17 protein-coding genes are annotated in these 16,556 nt (G+C 41.6%); 10 read left to right on the plus strand and 7 right to left on the minus strand.

Annotated features, from left to right (window positions below; translation table 11 throughout):
- Window positions 1-144 precede the first annotated feature (144 nt).
- On the plus strand, window positions 145-708 hold the full coding sequence (locus tag PR761_RS06730; RefSeq protein WP_006813190.1) for a nucleotidyltransferase family protein: 564 nt from the start codon (window positions 145-147) through the stop codon (window positions 706-708).
- A gap of 9 nt (window positions 709-717) precedes the next feature.
- Window positions 718-1,713 carry an XdhC family protein gene (locus PR761_RS06735; protein ID WP_006813189.1) on the plus strand — a complete coding sequence of 332 codons (996 nt, stop codon included), beginning with the start codon at window positions 718-720 and terminating at the stop codon, window positions 1,711-1,713.
- Between the two features lie 91 nt (window positions 1,714-1,804).
- Here the strand turns inward: PR761_RS06735 and ychF are convergent, their stop codons facing one another.
- Complete coding sequence (gene ychF, locus PR761_RS06740) at window positions 1,805-2,896, minus strand: redox-regulated ATPase YchF (protein ID WP_006813188.1); 1,092 nt, start codon at window positions 2,894-2,896, stop codon at window positions 1,805-1,807.
- A 104-nt stretch (window positions 2,897-3,000) separates the two neighbouring features.
- Window positions 3,001-3,591 (minus strand): aminoacyl-tRNA hydrolase, encoded by a 591-nt coding sequence (gene pth, locus PR761_RS06745; protein WP_006813187.1) that lies wholly within the window; start codon window positions 3,589-3,591, stop codon window positions 3,001-3,003.
- A 297-nt stretch (window positions 3,592-3,888) separates the two neighbouring features.
- Here pth and PR761_RS06750 point away from each other — a divergent pair, with 297 nt between their 5' ends.
- Entirely contained in the window at window positions 3,889-4,161 is a 273-nt protein-coding gene (locus PR761_RS06750) for a DUF2583 family protein (protein ID WP_039854118.1), read from the plus strand.
- Window positions 4,162-4,376: 215 nt separating this feature from the next.
- Here PR761_RS06750 and prs read toward each other — a convergent pair whose 3' ends face one another.
- The 3 genes from prs to lolB form a co-directional block, all read right to left on the minus strand.
- The gene (prs, locus tag PR761_RS06755; protein WP_039854115.1) at window positions 4,377-5,324 is read right to left on the minus strand and encodes a ribose-phosphate diphosphokinase; all 948 of its coding nucleotides are present in this window, start codon (window positions 5,322-5,324) and stop codon (window positions 4,377-4,379) included.
- Window positions 5,325-5,392: 68 nt separating this feature from the next.
- The gene (gene ispE / locus PR761_RS06760) at window positions 5,393-6,268 is read right to left on the minus strand and encodes a 4-(cytidine 5'-diphospho)-2-C-methyl-D-erythritol kinase (RefSeq protein WP_112836664.1); all 876 of its coding nucleotides are present in this window, start codon (window positions 6,266-6,268) and stop codon (window positions 5,393-5,395) included.
- Window positions 6,265-6,936, minus strand: a complete 672-nt coding sequence (gene lolB / locus PR761_RS06765; protein WP_112836666.1) for a lipoprotein insertase outer membrane protein LolB — start codon at window positions 6,934-6,936, stop codon at window positions 6,265-6,267. The genes ispE and lolB overlap by 4 nt, the downstream gene beginning before the upstream one ends.
- Before the next feature lie 494 nt (window positions 6,937-7,430).
- Here lolB and hemA point away from each other — a divergent pair, with 494 nt between their 5' ends.
- From hemA to PR761_RS06800, 7 genes are read left to right on the plus strand one after another with little or no spacing between them, the layout of a single operon-like run.
- The gene (gene hemA / locus PR761_RS06770) at window positions 7,431-8,693 is read left to right on the plus strand and encodes a glutamyl-tRNA reductase (protein WP_006813182.1); all 1,263 of its coding nucleotides are present in this window, start codon (window positions 7,431-7,433) and stop codon (window positions 8,691-8,693) included.
- A gap of 31 nt (window positions 8,694-8,724) precedes the next feature.
- Window positions 8,725-9,807: a peptide chain release factor 1 gene (gene prfA / locus PR761_RS06775; protein WP_126460070.1), complete on the plus strand. Its 1,083-nt coding sequence runs from the start codon at window positions 8,725-8,727 to the stop codon at window positions 9,805-9,807.
- Window positions 9,807-10,640 (plus strand): peptide chain release factor N(5)-glutamine methyltransferase, encoded by an 834-nt coding sequence (gene prmC, locus PR761_RS06780; protein ID WP_006813180.1) that lies wholly within the window; start codon window positions 9,807-9,809, stop codon window positions 10,638-10,640. The genes prfA and prmC overlap by 1 nt, the downstream gene beginning before the upstream one ends.
- Window positions 10,641-10,664: 24 nt before the next feature.
- Window positions 10,665-11,474 carry an invasion regulator SirB1 gene (sirB1, locus tag PR761_RS06785; RefSeq protein ID WP_006813179.1) on the plus strand — a complete coding sequence of 270 codons (810 nt, stop codon included), beginning with the start codon at window positions 10,665-10,667 and terminating at the stop codon, window positions 11,472-11,474.
- A 45-nt stretch (window positions 11,475-11,519) separates the two neighbouring features.
- A complete protein-coding gene (gene kdsA / locus PR761_RS06790) occupies window positions 11,520-12,374 on the plus strand; it encodes a 3-deoxy-8-phosphooctulonate synthase (RefSeq protein ID WP_006813178.1) in 855 nt (284 codons plus the stop codon).
- A gap of 12 nt (window positions 12,375-12,386) precedes the next feature.
- A complete protein-coding gene (locus PR761_RS06795; protein WP_006813177.1) occupies window positions 12,387-13,289 on the plus strand; it encodes a TIGR01212 family radical SAM protein in 903 nt (300 codons plus the stop codon).
- A gap of 47 nt (window positions 13,290-13,336) precedes the next feature.
- Window positions 13,337-14,089: a tetratricopeptide repeat protein gene (locus PR761_RS06800; RefSeq protein ID WP_112836672.1), complete on the plus strand. Its 753-nt coding sequence runs from the start codon at window positions 13,337-13,339 to the stop codon at window positions 14,087-14,089.
- A gap of 61 nt (window positions 14,090-14,150) precedes the next feature.
- On the opposite strand, the gene dauA is transcribed toward PR761_RS06800, so the two are convergent.
- Together dauA and PR761_RS06810 are read right to left on the minus strand one after the other, a co-directional pair.
- Window positions 14,151-15,866 carry a C4-dicarboxylic acid transporter DauA gene (gene dauA / locus PR761_RS06805; RefSeq protein ID WP_006813175.1) on the minus strand — a complete coding sequence of 572 codons (1,716 nt, stop codon included), beginning with the start codon at window positions 15,864-15,866 and terminating at the stop codon, window positions 14,151-14,153.
- A gap of 277 nt (window positions 15,867-16,143) precedes the next feature.
- Complete coding sequence (locus PR761_RS06810; RefSeq protein ID WP_230083593.1) at window positions 16,144-16,533, minus strand: hypothetical protein; 390 nt, start codon at window positions 16,531-16,533, stop codon at window positions 16,144-16,146.
- Between the last annotated feature and the right edge of the window lie 23 nt (window positions 16,534-16,556).

The raw sequence follows: 16,556 nt of genomic DNA on the forward strand, positions 1-16,556 counted from the left end.
GTAATATAAATTTTTATATATCAAAAAATTATCATCTAAATATGATTGGAATTGACTGAATTAATGCAGCAAAAGTTGCCATAGTAATTCTGTACTTATTATTTATAATATAAACAATAAGTACAATTATGTATAATGTAAATCATGAATATAGGCATATTAATATTAGCGGCTGGAAAAAGTGAACGTTTTCAAAATACTGGTGGTTGTGGAAGTAAATTAAATTATATCCTTGAGCAACAAACAGTTTTTAAAAAAACACTTTTAAATTCAATGGGTAGTGGATTTCCTATCCACGTAATAACGCGTTCTGATAATGAGGGTGTTATTAATAATTGTTTACAATTTAATATCCCACATTCCTTGCTAAATAGTGATGGATTAGGAAAATCCATAGCGTTAGGTGTTAAAAATACACCAAATTGGGATGGATGGTTAATTCACTTAGCGGATATGCCATATATTGACCGTGAAATATTTATTCAGGTTGAGCGTAAATTAAACAAATATTCATTGGTACGCCCAGTATATAACGGGATTCCAGGACATCCGGTAGGAATATCGGCAAAATATAGACAGAATTTAATGCACTTATCGGGGGATGATGGTGCAAAATCAATATTACAACATCAATTTGTTTATGAAATGCAGATAAATGATGAAAATGTCATTAAAGATATTGATTATCTCCCGAATAAAAATCAATAGGAATTCAATATGCTGCGTGAAGATGTTTCCGTTATTGCTCAAGCAATTCAATGGGTAAGGGAAGAACCTGTTTGGTTATGTACGGTGTTGAGCACCTATGGTTCATCTCCGCGAAGTCCAGGTTCATTATTGGTTGCTAAGGGAGATGGAATATATGTAGGCTCCCTCTCTGGTGGATGTATTGAAGAAGATTTTATTCAACGAATTCAACAAGGTCAGTATTTAAAAAATAGTCAAGTTGTTCGTTATGGGCAAGGTGGTGTAGAAGCCAAAGTCAATTTACCGTGTGATGGTAGCTTAGATGTACTTATTGAGTATTTACCACAAAATAAATTTTCTTATCAATACCTAATTCAAATTCAAACTGCACTTCTTGGTTACTCCGCTATTATTAAAAAGCTAACCTTACCTAATGTGAGCGAAATTATTACAGTTCAAGATTCTCAGCACCCAACTCATATTGAACGCAATGGAAATGATATTCAGTTTTATATTACTGCTCCGCCTAAATTAATTATTGCAGGCATCTCTAACGTGGGTGTTTATTGTGCAAATTTTGCCTTAGCCCTTGGTTTTGAAGTGATTATTTGTGAGCATAGAGAGGATGAGCTATCTCGTTTTGCCGGGCAAATTGCAGAACAAATTGAGATTAAAAAGATATTTCCTGCGCGTTTCTTAGAAGAAAATCCAAGCACATCGAATACAGCAATTGTGTCGTTAACTCATGATCCCCGTATAGATGACTTAACGCTGATGGAAGCGGTTAATACTTCAGCATTTTATATTGGTGCCATGGGCTCAACTCGAACAAGCGCCAAGCGCAGAGAGCGTTTATTAAATTCAGGTGGTTTAACGATTGAGATGTTAGAGCAGATACATGCCCCGATTGGTATTCCTATTGGCAGTAAAACCCCACCAGAAATTGCGTTAGCGATTATGGCGGATATTGTGGCACATAAGAATGGAGTAGGTGATAGGTGTTTAAGTCTGGATGAGGCTTTCTAGGACTGCGGTTCATGTGATTGAACGATGAAAAAAACCTAAAGCATGAAGTACTTTAGGTTTTTCAATTGATAAAAATGGAATAAATTATTAATTAAACGTTAAACAAGAAGTTCAGCACATCACCGTCTTTAACAATATACTCTTTACCTTCTGCCCGCATCTTACCGGCTTCTTTTGCGCCTTGCTCACCACGGTATTTGATAAAATCTTCAAATGCGATAGTTTGCGCACGGATAAAGCCTTTTTCGAAGTCAGTGTGGATTTTACCCGCGGCTTGTGGAGCAGTTGCACCAACAGGGATGGTCCATGCACGGACTTCTTTCACGCCAGCGGTGAAGTAAGTTTGCAGGTTTAATAATTCGTAGCCTGCGCGGATCACACGGTTCAGACCTGGCTCTTCAATACCTAAATCAGCCATAAACTCATCGCGTTCTTCGTCATCTAACTCTGCGATATCGGATTCAATTGCAGCGCAAACAGGAACAACTACTGAACCTTCCGCTTTCGCAATTTCATGAACTTTATCTAAGTAAGGGTTATTTTCGAAGCCATCTTCACTGACGTTAGCAATGTACATTGTTGGCTTCAGGGTTAAGAAGCTTAAATAACGGATAGCAGCTTTATCTTCCGCAGTTAAATCTAATGAACGTAACATACCAGCTTGTTCTAAGTGCGGTAAGCATTTTTCCAGCGCTTCTAATTCTGCTTTCGCATCTTTATCACCGCCTTTGGCACGTTTTTGTACACGGTGAATAGCGCGCTCACAAGTATCTAAGTCTGACAATGCCAGTTCAGTATTAATAACTTCGATATCTGAAGCAGGGTCAACTTGACCTGCAACGTGAATGATATTGTCATCTTCAAAACAACGAACAACATGACCAATCGCTTCAGTTTCACGAATGTTAGTTAGGAATTGGTTACCAAGACCTTCACCTTTAGATGCGCCCTTAACTAGACCCGCGATGTCAACAAATTCCATCGTGGTTGGTAGAATGCGTTGAGGCTTCACAATTTCAGCTAATTGATCAAGACGTGGGTCTGGCATTGGCACAACACCCGTGTTTGGTTCAATCGTACAGAAAGGGAAGTTGGCTGCTTCGATGCCGGCTTTGGTCAATGCATTAAATAGAGTGGATTTACCCACGTTAGGCAGACCAACGATACCGCATTTAAAACCCATATGTTTCTCACCTTAAATAGCAAGGAGCAGGCGAGTGCTGCCCCTGATGTTTAGAAAATTGGCGCTGATTATACACAAAAACTCGTGTTAGATGAAATCAACTCTTAGGCTGTGGCTTTAAAGCCATGTAAGCGGTTAATTGCCTTATCCATTCCATCGGATAACAGAATCTCAGTGCAGCGTAATGCCTCATCGATGGCATCATCAATGAGTTTTTGTTCAGACATCGGCGGTTTACCCAAAACAAAGCCGACAACCTTATTTTTGTCACCCGGATGACCAATACCAATGCGTAAACGGTAGAAGTTTGGATTATTTGCAAATTTACTTTGAATATCTTTCAGACCGTTATGTCCGCCATTACTGCCACCGAGTTTCATTTTTGCTACCCCCGGAGGTAAATCGAGCTCATCGTGGGCAACTAATATCTCATCAAGGTTGATACGGTAAAAATTAGCTACCGCCGCCACAGATTTCCCACTGAGGTTCATAAATGTGGTTGGTACTAACAGGCGAATATCATCACCGCCAATATTAATACGCGCGGTATATCCAAAAAATTTAGATTCTTCTTTTAACGACTGATTATGACGTCTAGCCAGTAAGTCCACATACCATGCACCAGCATTGTGGCGAGTTTGTGCATATTCAGCACCCGGATTGGCTAGTCCAACGATTAATTTTATTTTACTCACGGCGACTTTTTCACTGTCAATTTATAGAAATTATTGAATAGTTTACCTCGTGAGGCGGTGGATGTACAAAGTTGTCATCAATAAGGTTTCTATGGAAATTATTAACAAGTGAACTATTCAGAAATATTATTAATTGATAAAGAGCACATTATGAGTAGATTTTATGAAGTTCTTTTGTACATGTGAGGCTTATCGCAAATAAATTTACTTAATGAGCTATACTCTTTACATAAATACAAAGTTTTACCGAAATTTTTTTAATGCTTGCTTATCAGTGTACTGATAATGGAGGTAGATATGAAACGGAAAATGGTTAACTTGGTCGGTAATGGGTTAATGGTTTTGGGTATGGTAGGGATGATAGGCAGCATAGGTTTAAACCTATTTTCTCATGTTGTTGAATTAGGACTACCCGATATCATCGTCAATGGCACATTATTTGGTATTTTCATTGGCGCTTTAGTTTGGTTGGTGGGTGCAAGAATGAGTGGTCGAGAAAAAGTAGAAGACCGTTACTGTCTACTGAAACGACTACATCATCCACGTAATGATAATCATCGTTACCCATAACGGTAGCTGAAGAAATAGTCAGTTAAGCTTATCGAATCTAAATAAGAGTGAAATTGGTCATTGATGAATTTCACTCTTATTTTTTGCCTGCACAAAATAAAGCCCCTACGGTTGATGAACAACGGTAGGGGCGCTATATACTACTATCTTGCTATGTGACGCGGGAACAACACCTGAAAATGTTAAAACGGGGTCATCAGACCCCGCTTAGCAAATTAGTGTTCGAACATCGCTGAAATAGACTCTTCATTGCTGATACGGCGAATAGCTTCGGCCAGCATGCCTGAAAGGGTCAGGGTGCGAACTTTGTTCAGCGCCTTGATTTCAGGAGAAAGAGGAATTGTGTCACAAACAATAACTTCATCAATGACTGAATTTTTGATGTTGTCTACAGCATTGCCTGAGAAGATTGGGTGAGTTGCGTATGCAAATACGCGTTTAGCACCACGCTCTTTCAGCGCTTCAGCTGCTTTACACAGTGTGCCACCCGTATCAATCATATCGTCAACTAAGATGCAGTCGCGACCAGAAACATCACCAATGATGTGCATAACTTGAGAAACGTTTGCGCGAGGGCGACGCTTATCAATAATTGCCATATCAGTGTCATTCAGCAGTTTAGCGATTGCTCTAGCACGTACCACGCCGCCGATGTCTGGAGATACAACGATTGGGTTTTCTAAATTCTTCTGCAACATATCTTCCAGAAGGATTGGGCTACCAAATACGTTATCAACAGGAACATCAAAGAAGCCCTGGATCTGCTCTGCGTGTAAGTCAACAGTAAGAACACGGTCAACGCCCACACTGGACAGAAAATCGGCAACAACTTTAGCGGTGATTGGTACACGGGCAGAACGTACGCGACGATCCTGTCTAGCATAACCGAAGTAAGGGATAACAGCGGTAATACGACCAGCAGATGCACGGCGTAAGGCATCGACCATAACAACCAATTCCATCAGGTTATCATTGGTAGGTGCGCAAGTTGACTGGATGATAAAAATATCACCACCGCGAACATTTTCATTAATTTGAACACTGACTTCGCCGTCGCTAAAACGACCAACAGCCGCGTCTCCAAGATTAGTGTAAAGGCGGTTAGCAACACGTTGTGCTAGTTCCGGTGTAGCGTTACCAGCAAAAAGCTTCATATCGGGCACGAGAAAAACCTCAGGCTTGCGTCCAGAGAGATATTGTTGACCAACAGCAATGATGGATAAACCACCGCTTATTGGTGCAATACACGGGTTATCCCAGCGCGGAACTTGTGCAGCGGAGAAACATTCGCTCCTTGAGCGATGAACCCTTGCACCCACGATGGGGCTTTATTTAACACCTTCAAGGCATCTGCTTGTGTTTCAAACTCAGAAAAAACACAAGCACCTGTTCCTGTCAGGCGAGACGGAGCATATTCTAACAGCCAAGAAACTAGCTGTTCAACCTCACGAAAACGTTTTCTTGCGATTGGTTCACAGTCATTAGCGTACGGAGCCAGTAATAATGCGGCTAGGGAGCGTTTTGGAGAATTTCTATTTAATTCTGGATCTGTGAAGATCATCGGTGTTGAGATTTCAATTCCGGGGTGAGCGACTAAGTACCAACGTTCTTTTGGTTCCGCTGGGGTTAATATTTCACCAATCCCTTCTGCAAACGCAGCATGACCCCGAACAAACACAGGGACATCTGCTCCAAGATGTTTACCGAGTTCAGCAAGAGTGTCATCAGAGAGTTGAGTTCCCCAATGCTCATTCAATGCAATTAGCGTAGTGGCTGCATTCGACGACCCGCCGCCAATTCCTCCCCCCATAGGCAATACTTTATCGATACAAATATCTGCGCCAAGTGGACCTGGATGATTGAGTATCGTACGGCAATGAGCTTGTAGGCTTTTTGCCGCACGGACAATCAAATTTTTGTCTACATCCACTCCTGCCATTGTTGTAAGCAGATTAATCTGGTCATCTTGACGGGGTGTGAATGTAATTTGATCCCCATAATCTAAAAACTGAAATAACGTTTGTAGCTCATGATAACCATCGGCACGTTGACCAGTAATGTATAAAAAAAGATTCAATTTTGCGGGTGAAGGCCAAGTTAACGTCATTTTTTCAGGGTCCAACTGTCCATTTTCAATTTGATAATTTTATCTTTTTGGTGCAATTCCATCTGGCTTGGTAACATTGGCGAGGTTTTAGTATCGTAAGACAGATAATCCAAATTCCATGTCTCGCCATTCACGCTAAATGTCACTGATTTTAACAGGTGATTACTATCAAGGGTATACTCGGTTGCCCGACCTGGAGAGCCAACTAACCATGCGGTCAAATCATCAATAGGAATATCCATTCCAGTCAGTTGGTAAATTAGCTCACTGGGCACATCGCTCATGTGAGTTTGACCTTCTTTGGTCACTAATTTTGCTAAATCTGGCTCCACATTGAGCTCAAGTTCACGGCTACCAAGAGGGTTAGTGAGCAGTAAACGATATTTTTCTGGGGTATATTGTTGCCAAAAAAACTTTGCATATGTCTTAGTTTCAGTTCCCGTACCTTGTCCTCCAATATAGACGAAGGAGCCGCGGGTTTGATAATCCCGTAATTCAGCAACTTGAGCTTGATGTTTTTGCCACTGTTCATCTAAAGATGACGACGTGCCTTTTGTGGTATCTTGTGACGTTGTCACGCAAGCGGTCAGCAATAAGGCCGAGAGGGGAATTAACCGTAAAAAGCCTTTAGCTGGGCGAATAAACGACAGAGCAGAAGAAAATTGCATATCGATTCTCAAAAGGTTGTGAATGTTGATTGTATCGCAGATGAAATCATGAACATGTTTGTGATTTTAACCACTTTTTGATTTTACCAATAGTGAATCAGTCTTATTTTTGGCATCTCAGCCTATTGAAGCTATCGAAAACACCCATATGATTTCATTATATAACAACGTTAGAATGAGCTAAATTTCAGGAATATTGCGCTAATCTGGTTTAGTTATCAATGATAATGTCATGAAAAATATGGATTTGCTTTCTGTGCTTAATAAATGTATCTCTAAAGCATCTTATTGATATTTAAGACAGACCGTCCGATAATTAGTTCAAATTTTGGGGTTAATCATCTTTCTGGGCGTTCGTCATTGAGTACCCGTAGAAACAGAAGCGTTAATCATCTACAATATACGAATATAAACTGCAGCAATGAGCTATTAAATTAGCATAATGCTGACAAATAAATTAGCAATGTGAGCAATGTGAGCAAGTCGTAAGCACAATGACCTTATTAGCTTTAGGCATTAACCATAAAACAGCACCGGTGGCTTTGCGTGAGCAGGTCGCATTCGGTCCTGAAAAAATAGACCATGCACTTGAGGAACTTCTTAAACAACCTCAAGTGAATGGTGGCGTTGTGCTGTCTACCTGTAACCGAACTGAATTGTATTTGAGCCTTGAATCTCAAGAAAAGGCGCAAGAACAATTAGTCAAATGGTTATGTGATTTCCATGGGATCACCGCCAAAGACCTTCAGCCAAGTTTGTATTGGCATCAAGATGCTAGCGCCGTCAGCCATTTGATGCGAGTCGCGAGCGGGCTGGATTCATTGGTACTTGGTGAACCGCAAATCTTAGGGCAAGTGAAAAAGGCATTCGCACTTTCACAAGATACCCATGCCTTATCTAGCGAATTAGAACGCTTGTTTCAAAAGTCATTTTCAGTGGCTAAGCGCGTTCGAACTGAAACGGATATTGGTGCAAATGCAGTTTCCGTGGCATTTGCAGCATGTACCCTTGCTAGACAGATTTTTGAATCACTCAATCATTTGAATATTTTATTGGTTGGTGCAGGAGAGACTATTGAATTAGTCGCGCGCCATTTGCGTGAGCATGGCGTGCAAAAAATGATGATTGCAAACCGTACCATTGAGCGAGCTGAGCTACTTGCCAAGGAAGTCAATGCGCAAGTTATCTCATTAGCCGATATTGACAGCCGTTTATCGGAAGCCGATATTGTCATTAGCTCGACAGCCAGTCCGTTACCGATAATTGGTAAGGGAATGGTTGAGCGTGCGATGAAAGCACGTCGTAGTAAACCTATGTTATTGATTGATATTGCAGTTCCCCGTGATATCGAGCAGGATGTAGAAAAACTCAGAGATGTTTATCTCTATACTGTTGATGATCTTGAATCTATCATTGCCCAGAACCTTGCACAGCGTAAAGCGGCCGCAGTTGAAGCGGAATTTATTGTTGAGCAAGAAAGTCGGCATTTTATGGATTGGTTGCGCTCACAAGCCGCAGTCTCTACAATTCGTGAATATAGAGAACAGGCGGAAGCGATTCGGGCAAGTATGACCGAAAAAGCGTTAGCAGCAATTAGCCAAGGTGCAGATCCTGAGCAAGTGATTATGCAGCTATCACAGCAGTTAACCAACCGCCTGATCCACGCTCCAACCAAGTCTTTGCAGCAAGCTGCGGGTAATGGTGATGTTGAGCGATTAAATCTACTTAGGGACAGCTTAGGGCTGGACCATCAATAACCACTTTTTAATCATAGGTCTGATATAACGAATGAAGCCTTCTATTGTCGCAAAACTAGAAGCATTACAAGAACGCTACGAAGAAATTCAGGCGCACCTTGCTGATGCAAGTGTGATTGCTGATCAAGACCGTTTTCGTGCTTTATCAAAGGAATATGCTCAGTTAACAGATGTTGCTAACTGCTTTACTGCTTGGCAAGCCGTTCAGGAAGATATTGAAACAGCTCAAATGCTGCTAGACGATCCTGAAATGAAAGAAATGGCTCAAGAAGAGCTAAAAGATGCTAAAGAGCGCAATGAAGAGCTGGAACAGCAATTACAGTTGCTGTTACTTCCTAAAGATCCTGATGATGAATATAACTGTTTTGTGGAAATTCGCGCAGGTGCGGGTGGAGACGAAGCGGCAATCTTTGCGGGTGATTTATTCCGTATGTATAGCCGCTATGCGGAAAGTAACCGTTGGCGTGTTGAATTAATGAGCACCAGTGATGGTGAACATGGTGGCTATAAAGAAGTTATCGCTAAAATTTCAGGTGACAGTGTCTATGGTCGTTTGAAATTCGAATCTGGTGGTCATCGTGTTCAACGTGTCCCAGAAACGGAATCTCAAGGTCGTATTCACACATCTGCGTGTACGATAGCCGTTTTACCTGAATTACCTGAAGCTGAATTACCGGAAATTAGTCCTGCGGATTTGCGTATTGATACCTTCCGTTCATCGGGAGCTGGTGGTCAGCACGTTAACACCACAGATTCTGCAATTCGTATTACCCACCTTCCTACGGGGATCGTGGTTGAGTGCCAAGACGAACGTTCACAGCATAAAAACAAAGCGAAGGCGATGTCTGTATTAGGCGCGCGTATTCGTCAAGCTGAAATGGCTAAGCGCCATGAAGCTGAAGCGTCGGAACGTCGAAATTTATTAGGTTCAGGCGACCGTTCTGACCGTATTCGTACTTATAATTTCCCTCAAGGTCGTGTAACGGATCATCGTATTAACTTAACGTTATACCGTTTGGATGAAGTAATGGAAGGTAAATTAGATACATTGATTCAGCCGATCATTAACGAATACCAAGCAGACCAACTATCAGCACTTTCTGAGCAGGACTAATGCGTTATAGCGAGTGGCTACAGCAGGCAGTCAAACGACTGTCTGCCAGCGAAAGTGCTAAGCGGGATGCACAAATTCTGTTACAGCATGCCACAGGGCGTAGCCGTACTTACATTCTTGCTTTCGATGAAACTGAGCTTTCGGCTCATGAGCTTCAGCAATTAGAAGAATTACTGCAACGCAGAGAATTTGGCGAGCCAATTGCTTATATTGTTGGTGAACGTGAGTTTTGGTCGCTACCGCTGTATGTTTCCCCTGCAACCTTGATCCCGCGTCCTGATACTGAGTGTTTAGTAGAACAGGCATTAATACGTCTTCCATCTACGGATTGCCGTATCCTTGATTTGGGAACTGGGACGGGGGCGATTGCGTTAGCACTCGCTTCTGAACGACCTAATAGCACGGTTATTGGGGTCGACTTTAATCCCGAAGCAGTGGTATTAGCTGAACGAAATCAACAACGTTTATCGATATTCAATGTGCGCTTCTCACAAAGTGATTGGTTTACTTCACTATCAAATGAACTATTTGATATGATTGTCAGTAATCCGCCTTATATTGATGAGGGTGATATTCATCTGAATCAAGGTGATGTGCGATTCGAGCCTGCAACTGCGCTAATTGCGGAGGAGCATGGGTTATCGGATTTGGCGCATATTATTGCTGAATCAAAAAGATATCTAAAACAGCAAGGGTGGTTACTTTTAGAACATGGCTGGCAGCAAGGTCTAGCAGTTCGTGAGCTGTTTAGTGAGAATGGGTACACCAACATTGAGACCTGTCTTGATTATGGTGGGAAAGATAGAGTTTCTCTTGGTCAATGGAATGGTTAAGCGGGCGATTGCAGTGGAATTGTCATGAAAACAATAGCAGATATTGAATTTAATCAGTTACCGTTAAGCGAAGGCATTATGATGGTTTCTCAAATCATCCGTAGTGATTTTCCGCTAAAGCAGCTGCAAGAGCAGTTAGATAACTATGTTGAAAAAGCGAGAGCTTTAATTGATTTGGATGAAGATAATCAATTAAAAATCGAACAGCTGATTAAATTGTTCTACGGAGAGTGGGGCTTTAGTCCCGCAAGTGGCATTTATGCCTTATCCGATATGTTGTGGTTAGATAAAGTATTAAGCTCTAAGCAGGGAACGCCCGTTTCTTTAGGTGCGATATTCCTATTTATTGCTGAGCAATTAGATATTGAAATTAACGCGGCTATTTTTCCAACACAATTATTGTTGGTCACTCATAAATCAGATGGCTCATCATGGTTTATTAACCCAATCAGTGGTGAAACCTTATCCCAGCATACTTTGAATATGTGGTTAAAAGGAACGATTGACCCATCAGCTGAATTTACTGATAGTGACCTTGATGTTGCTGAGCATAGCATCATTATTCGAAAAATTTTCGACACGTTAAAAGCCGCATTGATGGAAGAAAAGAAAATGGAGCTCGCATTGAAAGTTTGCGAGACTTTATTGATCCTCGATCCAGAAGATCCTTACGAAATTCGTGACCGTGGGCTAATTTTAGCGCATCTTGATTGTAATCATGTCGCATTAAGCGATCTCAACTACTTTGTTGAACATTGCCCTGAAGACCCTGTGTCTGAAATGATTAAAATCCAAATTTATTCGCTGGATAATTTTCCGGTCGTATTGCATTAATTAACGTATAGACAGTGAATCTGTCTTTAGATTAAAGGTAAGAGTATGCAACAGAAAGTAGTCAGTATCGGTGATATTAAGGTCGCAAACGATCTGCCATTTGTTCTGTTTGGTGGCATGAACGTTCTCGAATCTCGTGACATGGCGATGAAAGTGTGTGAACACTATGTCACTGTGACACAAAAATTAGGCATCCCGTATGTCTTTAAAGCGTCTTTTGATAAAGCTAACCGATCATCGATTCACTCTTACCGTGGACCCGGCCTAGAAGAAGGTCTGAAAATTTTCCAAGAAATCAAACAGACGTTTGGTGTGAAAATTATTACGGATGTGCACACTCCTGAGCAAGCTCAACCTGCCGCAGAAGTTGTCGATGTGATTCAATTGCCTGCATTTTTAGCGCGTCAAACCGACTTAGTTGCAGCGATGGCAAAGACAGATGCCGTCATTAACATCAAAAAACCGCAATTCATCAGCCCAGGACAAATTGGCAATATCGTTGAGAAATTCATTGAAGGCGGTAACGACCAAATTATCCTGTGTGACCGTGGAGCGAACTTCGGTTACGACAATTTAGTCGTCGATATGCTGGGCTTTAATGTGATGATGCAAGCGTCAAAAGGTTGCCCTGTGATTTTTGACGTGACCCATTCACTGCAATGCCGCGACCCATTTGGCGCAGCATCAGGCGGTCGCCGTGGCCAAGTCGCTGAATTAGCAAGAGCGGGCATGGCAGTTGGCTTAGCTGGCCTATTCTTAGAATCTCATCCAGACCCTGACAATGCGCGCTGTGATGGCCCTTCAGCATTACCATTGGACAAACTTGAGCCATTCTTGAAACAAGTTCAAGCGATTGATGAATTAGTAAAAAGCTTCCCTGAGCTGGATACTAGCTGTTAATTCAGGTTTCTGATGCAACTAAACGAAGTTGTTTCCATGTTCGGTGCTGACCTTCAGCACCGATATGGAGAAAAAATTCATAAAGTGACCCTGCATGGGGGTTTTAGCTGCCCAAATCGCGATGGCACCTTAGGGCGAGGTGGCTGTACATTCTGCAATGTGGCGTCCTTTAGCGATGAAAATCAAGCTACTCAAACTATTAGCCAACAAATTCAACAGCAAGTAACTCGGATCTCGCGAGCCAAACGCTATCTCGCTTACTTTCAAGCTTATACCAGTACTTATGCCGAAGTTCATCTCCTCAAACAGTTATATGAGGAAGCTCTTCAACAGGCAGATATTATTGGCTTATGTGTCGGTACTCGTCCTGACTGTGTTCCTGAATCTGTTCTTTCATTGCTATCTCATTATCGCCAACAAGGCTATGAAATCTGGTTGGAACTGGGATTACAAACAGCGCATGATAAAACGCTGCATCGCATTAATCGCGGACATGGTTTTGAGGCGTACCAGCAGACAACACAAAAAGCACGAGCCTTGGGGCTGAAAGTGTGTACGCATTTAATTTGTGGACTCCCCGGAGAAGATGCGGCAATGAATATGCAGACTTTAGAACGGGTTTTAGAATGTGGTACAGATGGTATCAAACTTCACCCTCTGCATATTGTAGAGGGGAGTGTCATGGCAAAAAGTTGGCGAGCGGGACGATTACAAACAATCTCTTTGGATGAATATACCCACATCGCAGGGGAGATGATCCGTCATACTCCCGATGATATTGTCTATCACCGGATCAGCGCTAGTGCAAGAAAACCAACATTATTGGCACCAGAATGGTGTGAGAATCGTTGGGTAGGAATGAACAGTTTATATCAATATCTACTGAACCATGGTAAGCAAGGCTCCGCACTTTAATTTTCTAACAAAAATAAGTCATTTCATAAATAATAATAAGGCACTTTATGTACCCAACTTTATCTTTCATCAAGCAAGCTAGCCGCCAATTCTGTTTAGGGGCGGTAGGGTTAATTTTTTCTCTACAGGCTGTCGCGCAATATGATATTACTCCTGAAGATAAAAAATTATTCGAACAAACCAAAGTCGCAGCTCAAAATAACGATACTAAAGCTCAGTATGAGCTAGCAGGAATGTATTTATCGGGAATTGGGGTCTTACAGAACCAAAAAAATGCGCAATTATGGGCAGAGAAGTCAGCGAAAGCAGGCAATGCAGATGCATATTCGTTACTCGCTGATATTATTTTTATTGGTGGTGATAGAGCGTTTACCGAAGAGTTTGTGAAAGCGCGAGAGTATGCAACTAAAGCAGTTGAAGGTGGAAGCGTTAGAGGAAAAGTGAGTTTGGCTGAAGCCTTAATTACACCAGAGTCAGGTTCAGTGGATTACCCTAAAGCGATTGCTTTGCTTGAGGAAGTGAGTGCTTTGAATAGTCAAGATCAGTTTATGGCGCCATTATGGTTAGGAATTATTTATTATGATGGAAATGGCGTACCAATGAATGAAAAAAAAGCGTTAGAGTGGTTCGCTAAAGCGGATGCGCTGACGTTTGCCGGCTTTGCTGAAGGACAAGCGTCATTTCAGTTCAATGACGGAAACAATGGCACTGTAAGAGATGATGAGCAAAAAGCAACAAAACTCCGTGCTATGGCTTGTGAGTTGGGTAAAAAAGAAGGCAACGAGATGTACTGTTATTAATTTTTTGTCTGAATAATCATTTAAAGAGTGCCGCCATTGGTAAACAGTGGCGGCATTTTTGTTATTGATGAGCGACTCTTTTAGCGTCTTCGATTTGTTGCACTTCTTCCAGTGCACTTTTTAGTGAGTTTTGGAAACTAAGTACTCCTTCGATTGGAGTGACATTGGCCCTAGCTAAGGTTTTCAAGGGCTGGAATGGAATGTCACAGACGATAATATGTGTGTCTTTGCGTACGGCATCGATAAATTTCTGGAATGCATCTAATCCCCCCGCATCGAATACGGGCACCGCATCCCACTGCATAATGATAATGTCATAGCCGTGGCTCTTAACGCGTAGCTCATCAAAAATACGCTCGGCAGCTGCAAAGAATAGGGGGCCATTCACACGTACGACCAACAGACTTTTATCTTCCTTGGTTTCAGAGAGCTGTGTCACTCGCGTCATGTTAGCAATACGACGCATAAACAGTAATGATGCAATTACAATACCGACAGTAATCGCGATGACCATATCGAAAAGAACCGTTAATGACATACATAACAGCAAGACAATAATGTCATCTTTAGGTGCTCTGCGGATCAAACTAAATACTTTTCCGGCTGCACTCATGTTCCAAGCCACAATCAACAGTAAGGAAGACATTGCGGCAAGAGGCAAATAAGAGAGCAATGGCGCTAGAATAAGCAGCGTTAACAGCACTAGAACGGAGTGAACGATGGCTGATATTGGTGAGGTTGCACCTGCACGTACGTTTGCGGCGGAACGTGCAATTGCTGCGGTTGCCGTAATGCCGCCAAAAAATGGTGCTGCAATATTCCCCAGACCTTGCCCGATTAATTCGCTGTTTGAATGATGCTTTTTACCCGTCATATTATCGAGAACGACGGCACACAGTAGAGACTCGATTGCACCGAGTACGGCCATAGACAGTGCGGCTGGCATTAATGCCGTGATCATTGCCCAACTGATTGGCGCACTTCCCGGTAGTTCCCAAGGTAAAACGAATTGTGGGAGGATAGGTGGAATACCGCTGCCTTCAGTTCCATCTGGCAACAAATAGCTAAATTTAGAGCCAATTGTTTCAACATGGATATCAAATAGGGTAAAGACCCACATGATTAAAGTTCCCACAATGATAGCGGGTAGATGCCCTGGAAGACGTACTTTTAATTTGGGCCAAAAAATCAACACTAATAAGGTGGCTGAACCAATAATGGTATCGCTGTATTTCAACGTAGGAAATGCATTTGCGAGAGCAACCACTTTATCAACATAATTTTCAGGGACATGGAGCATTTGTAGCCCAAAGAAATCCTTGATCTGCATCGTTGCAATAGTGATTGCAATTCCCGAGGTAAAACCGAGAGTGACCGAAACTGGAATATATTCAATGAACTTTCCGAAGCGGGCAAATCCCATGGCAAGTAGGATGATCCCTGACATCAAGGTTGCCACTAATAAACCACTTAACCCGAACTGTTGTGAAACGGGATAGAGGATCACCACAAAGGCAGCGGTAGGACCGGAAACGCTATAACGAGAGCCTCCGGAGATAGCAATGACAATGCCCGCAATCGCTGCGGTATAAAGGCCATACTGAGGTGGAACACCACTAGCAATAGCCAGTGCCATAGCTAATGGTATAGCAATAATACCTACGGTGATGCCCGCGATTAAATCCTTCATAAAGCGAGCAAATGTGTATTTTTCTTTCCAACAGGAATCGATTAGTGCGCTAAAAGGGCGCAATTTATTAATATGTTTTGTACTCATTAAAACCCTACCAGAATAACAGGGTGAAAAATAAACGAAATAGAGGCTATGAGGATACGCCTACCGTAATAAAAAAATGTGTTATTTATCAATGAAAGCACAATTATCATAACGTTTTCAGTTGGAAAAGTAAAAAGGCGTTATTTTATACGGTTAATTTGATTAAACGTATTTTAAAAAATCATTAACGGTCAACTTTCTATTTTAAACATCACGTTAAACATAATAATATATAATTAATAATGAGTTTACTGGCTGATTAAATATCATCATAAGACTAACTAAAAACGATAGATAATAACAACCAGATCCAAAGTGTTAATACTAAATAACAGGCTCGATTAAATAAATTTCTAGTGCCAATCCAGCGTTCATCCATGCTTTTATGGTTTGATTTTTTAGGGAGAAGAACCTTAGAAGCATCATCAAAGGCATCTGTATTACCTTGTCGATAAATAAGCTTAAAAAAATGGTTATCAAGCCATAAACGATAAATATAATACTGACTAATGGTAAATAGCCCAGTACCAATAAATAAACTCCAGCGTTGGGCATTAAAGCCAAAAAATAAACTAAATTGTCCAATTAGTGCCAGTAAGCTGCCAATAACTAGATAGCGCCAACTTTCTGTAAAAATAATAATCACTTCACCGCGATTTTTATCCATTAAATGGCTCATTATTGTTCTCT

Origin of the sequence: Providencia sp. PROV210 (assembly GCF_028479445.1) — a bacterium.
GTDB lineage: Bacteria > Pseudomonadota > Gammaproteobacteria > Enterobacterales > Enterobacteriaceae > Providencia > Providencia rustigianii.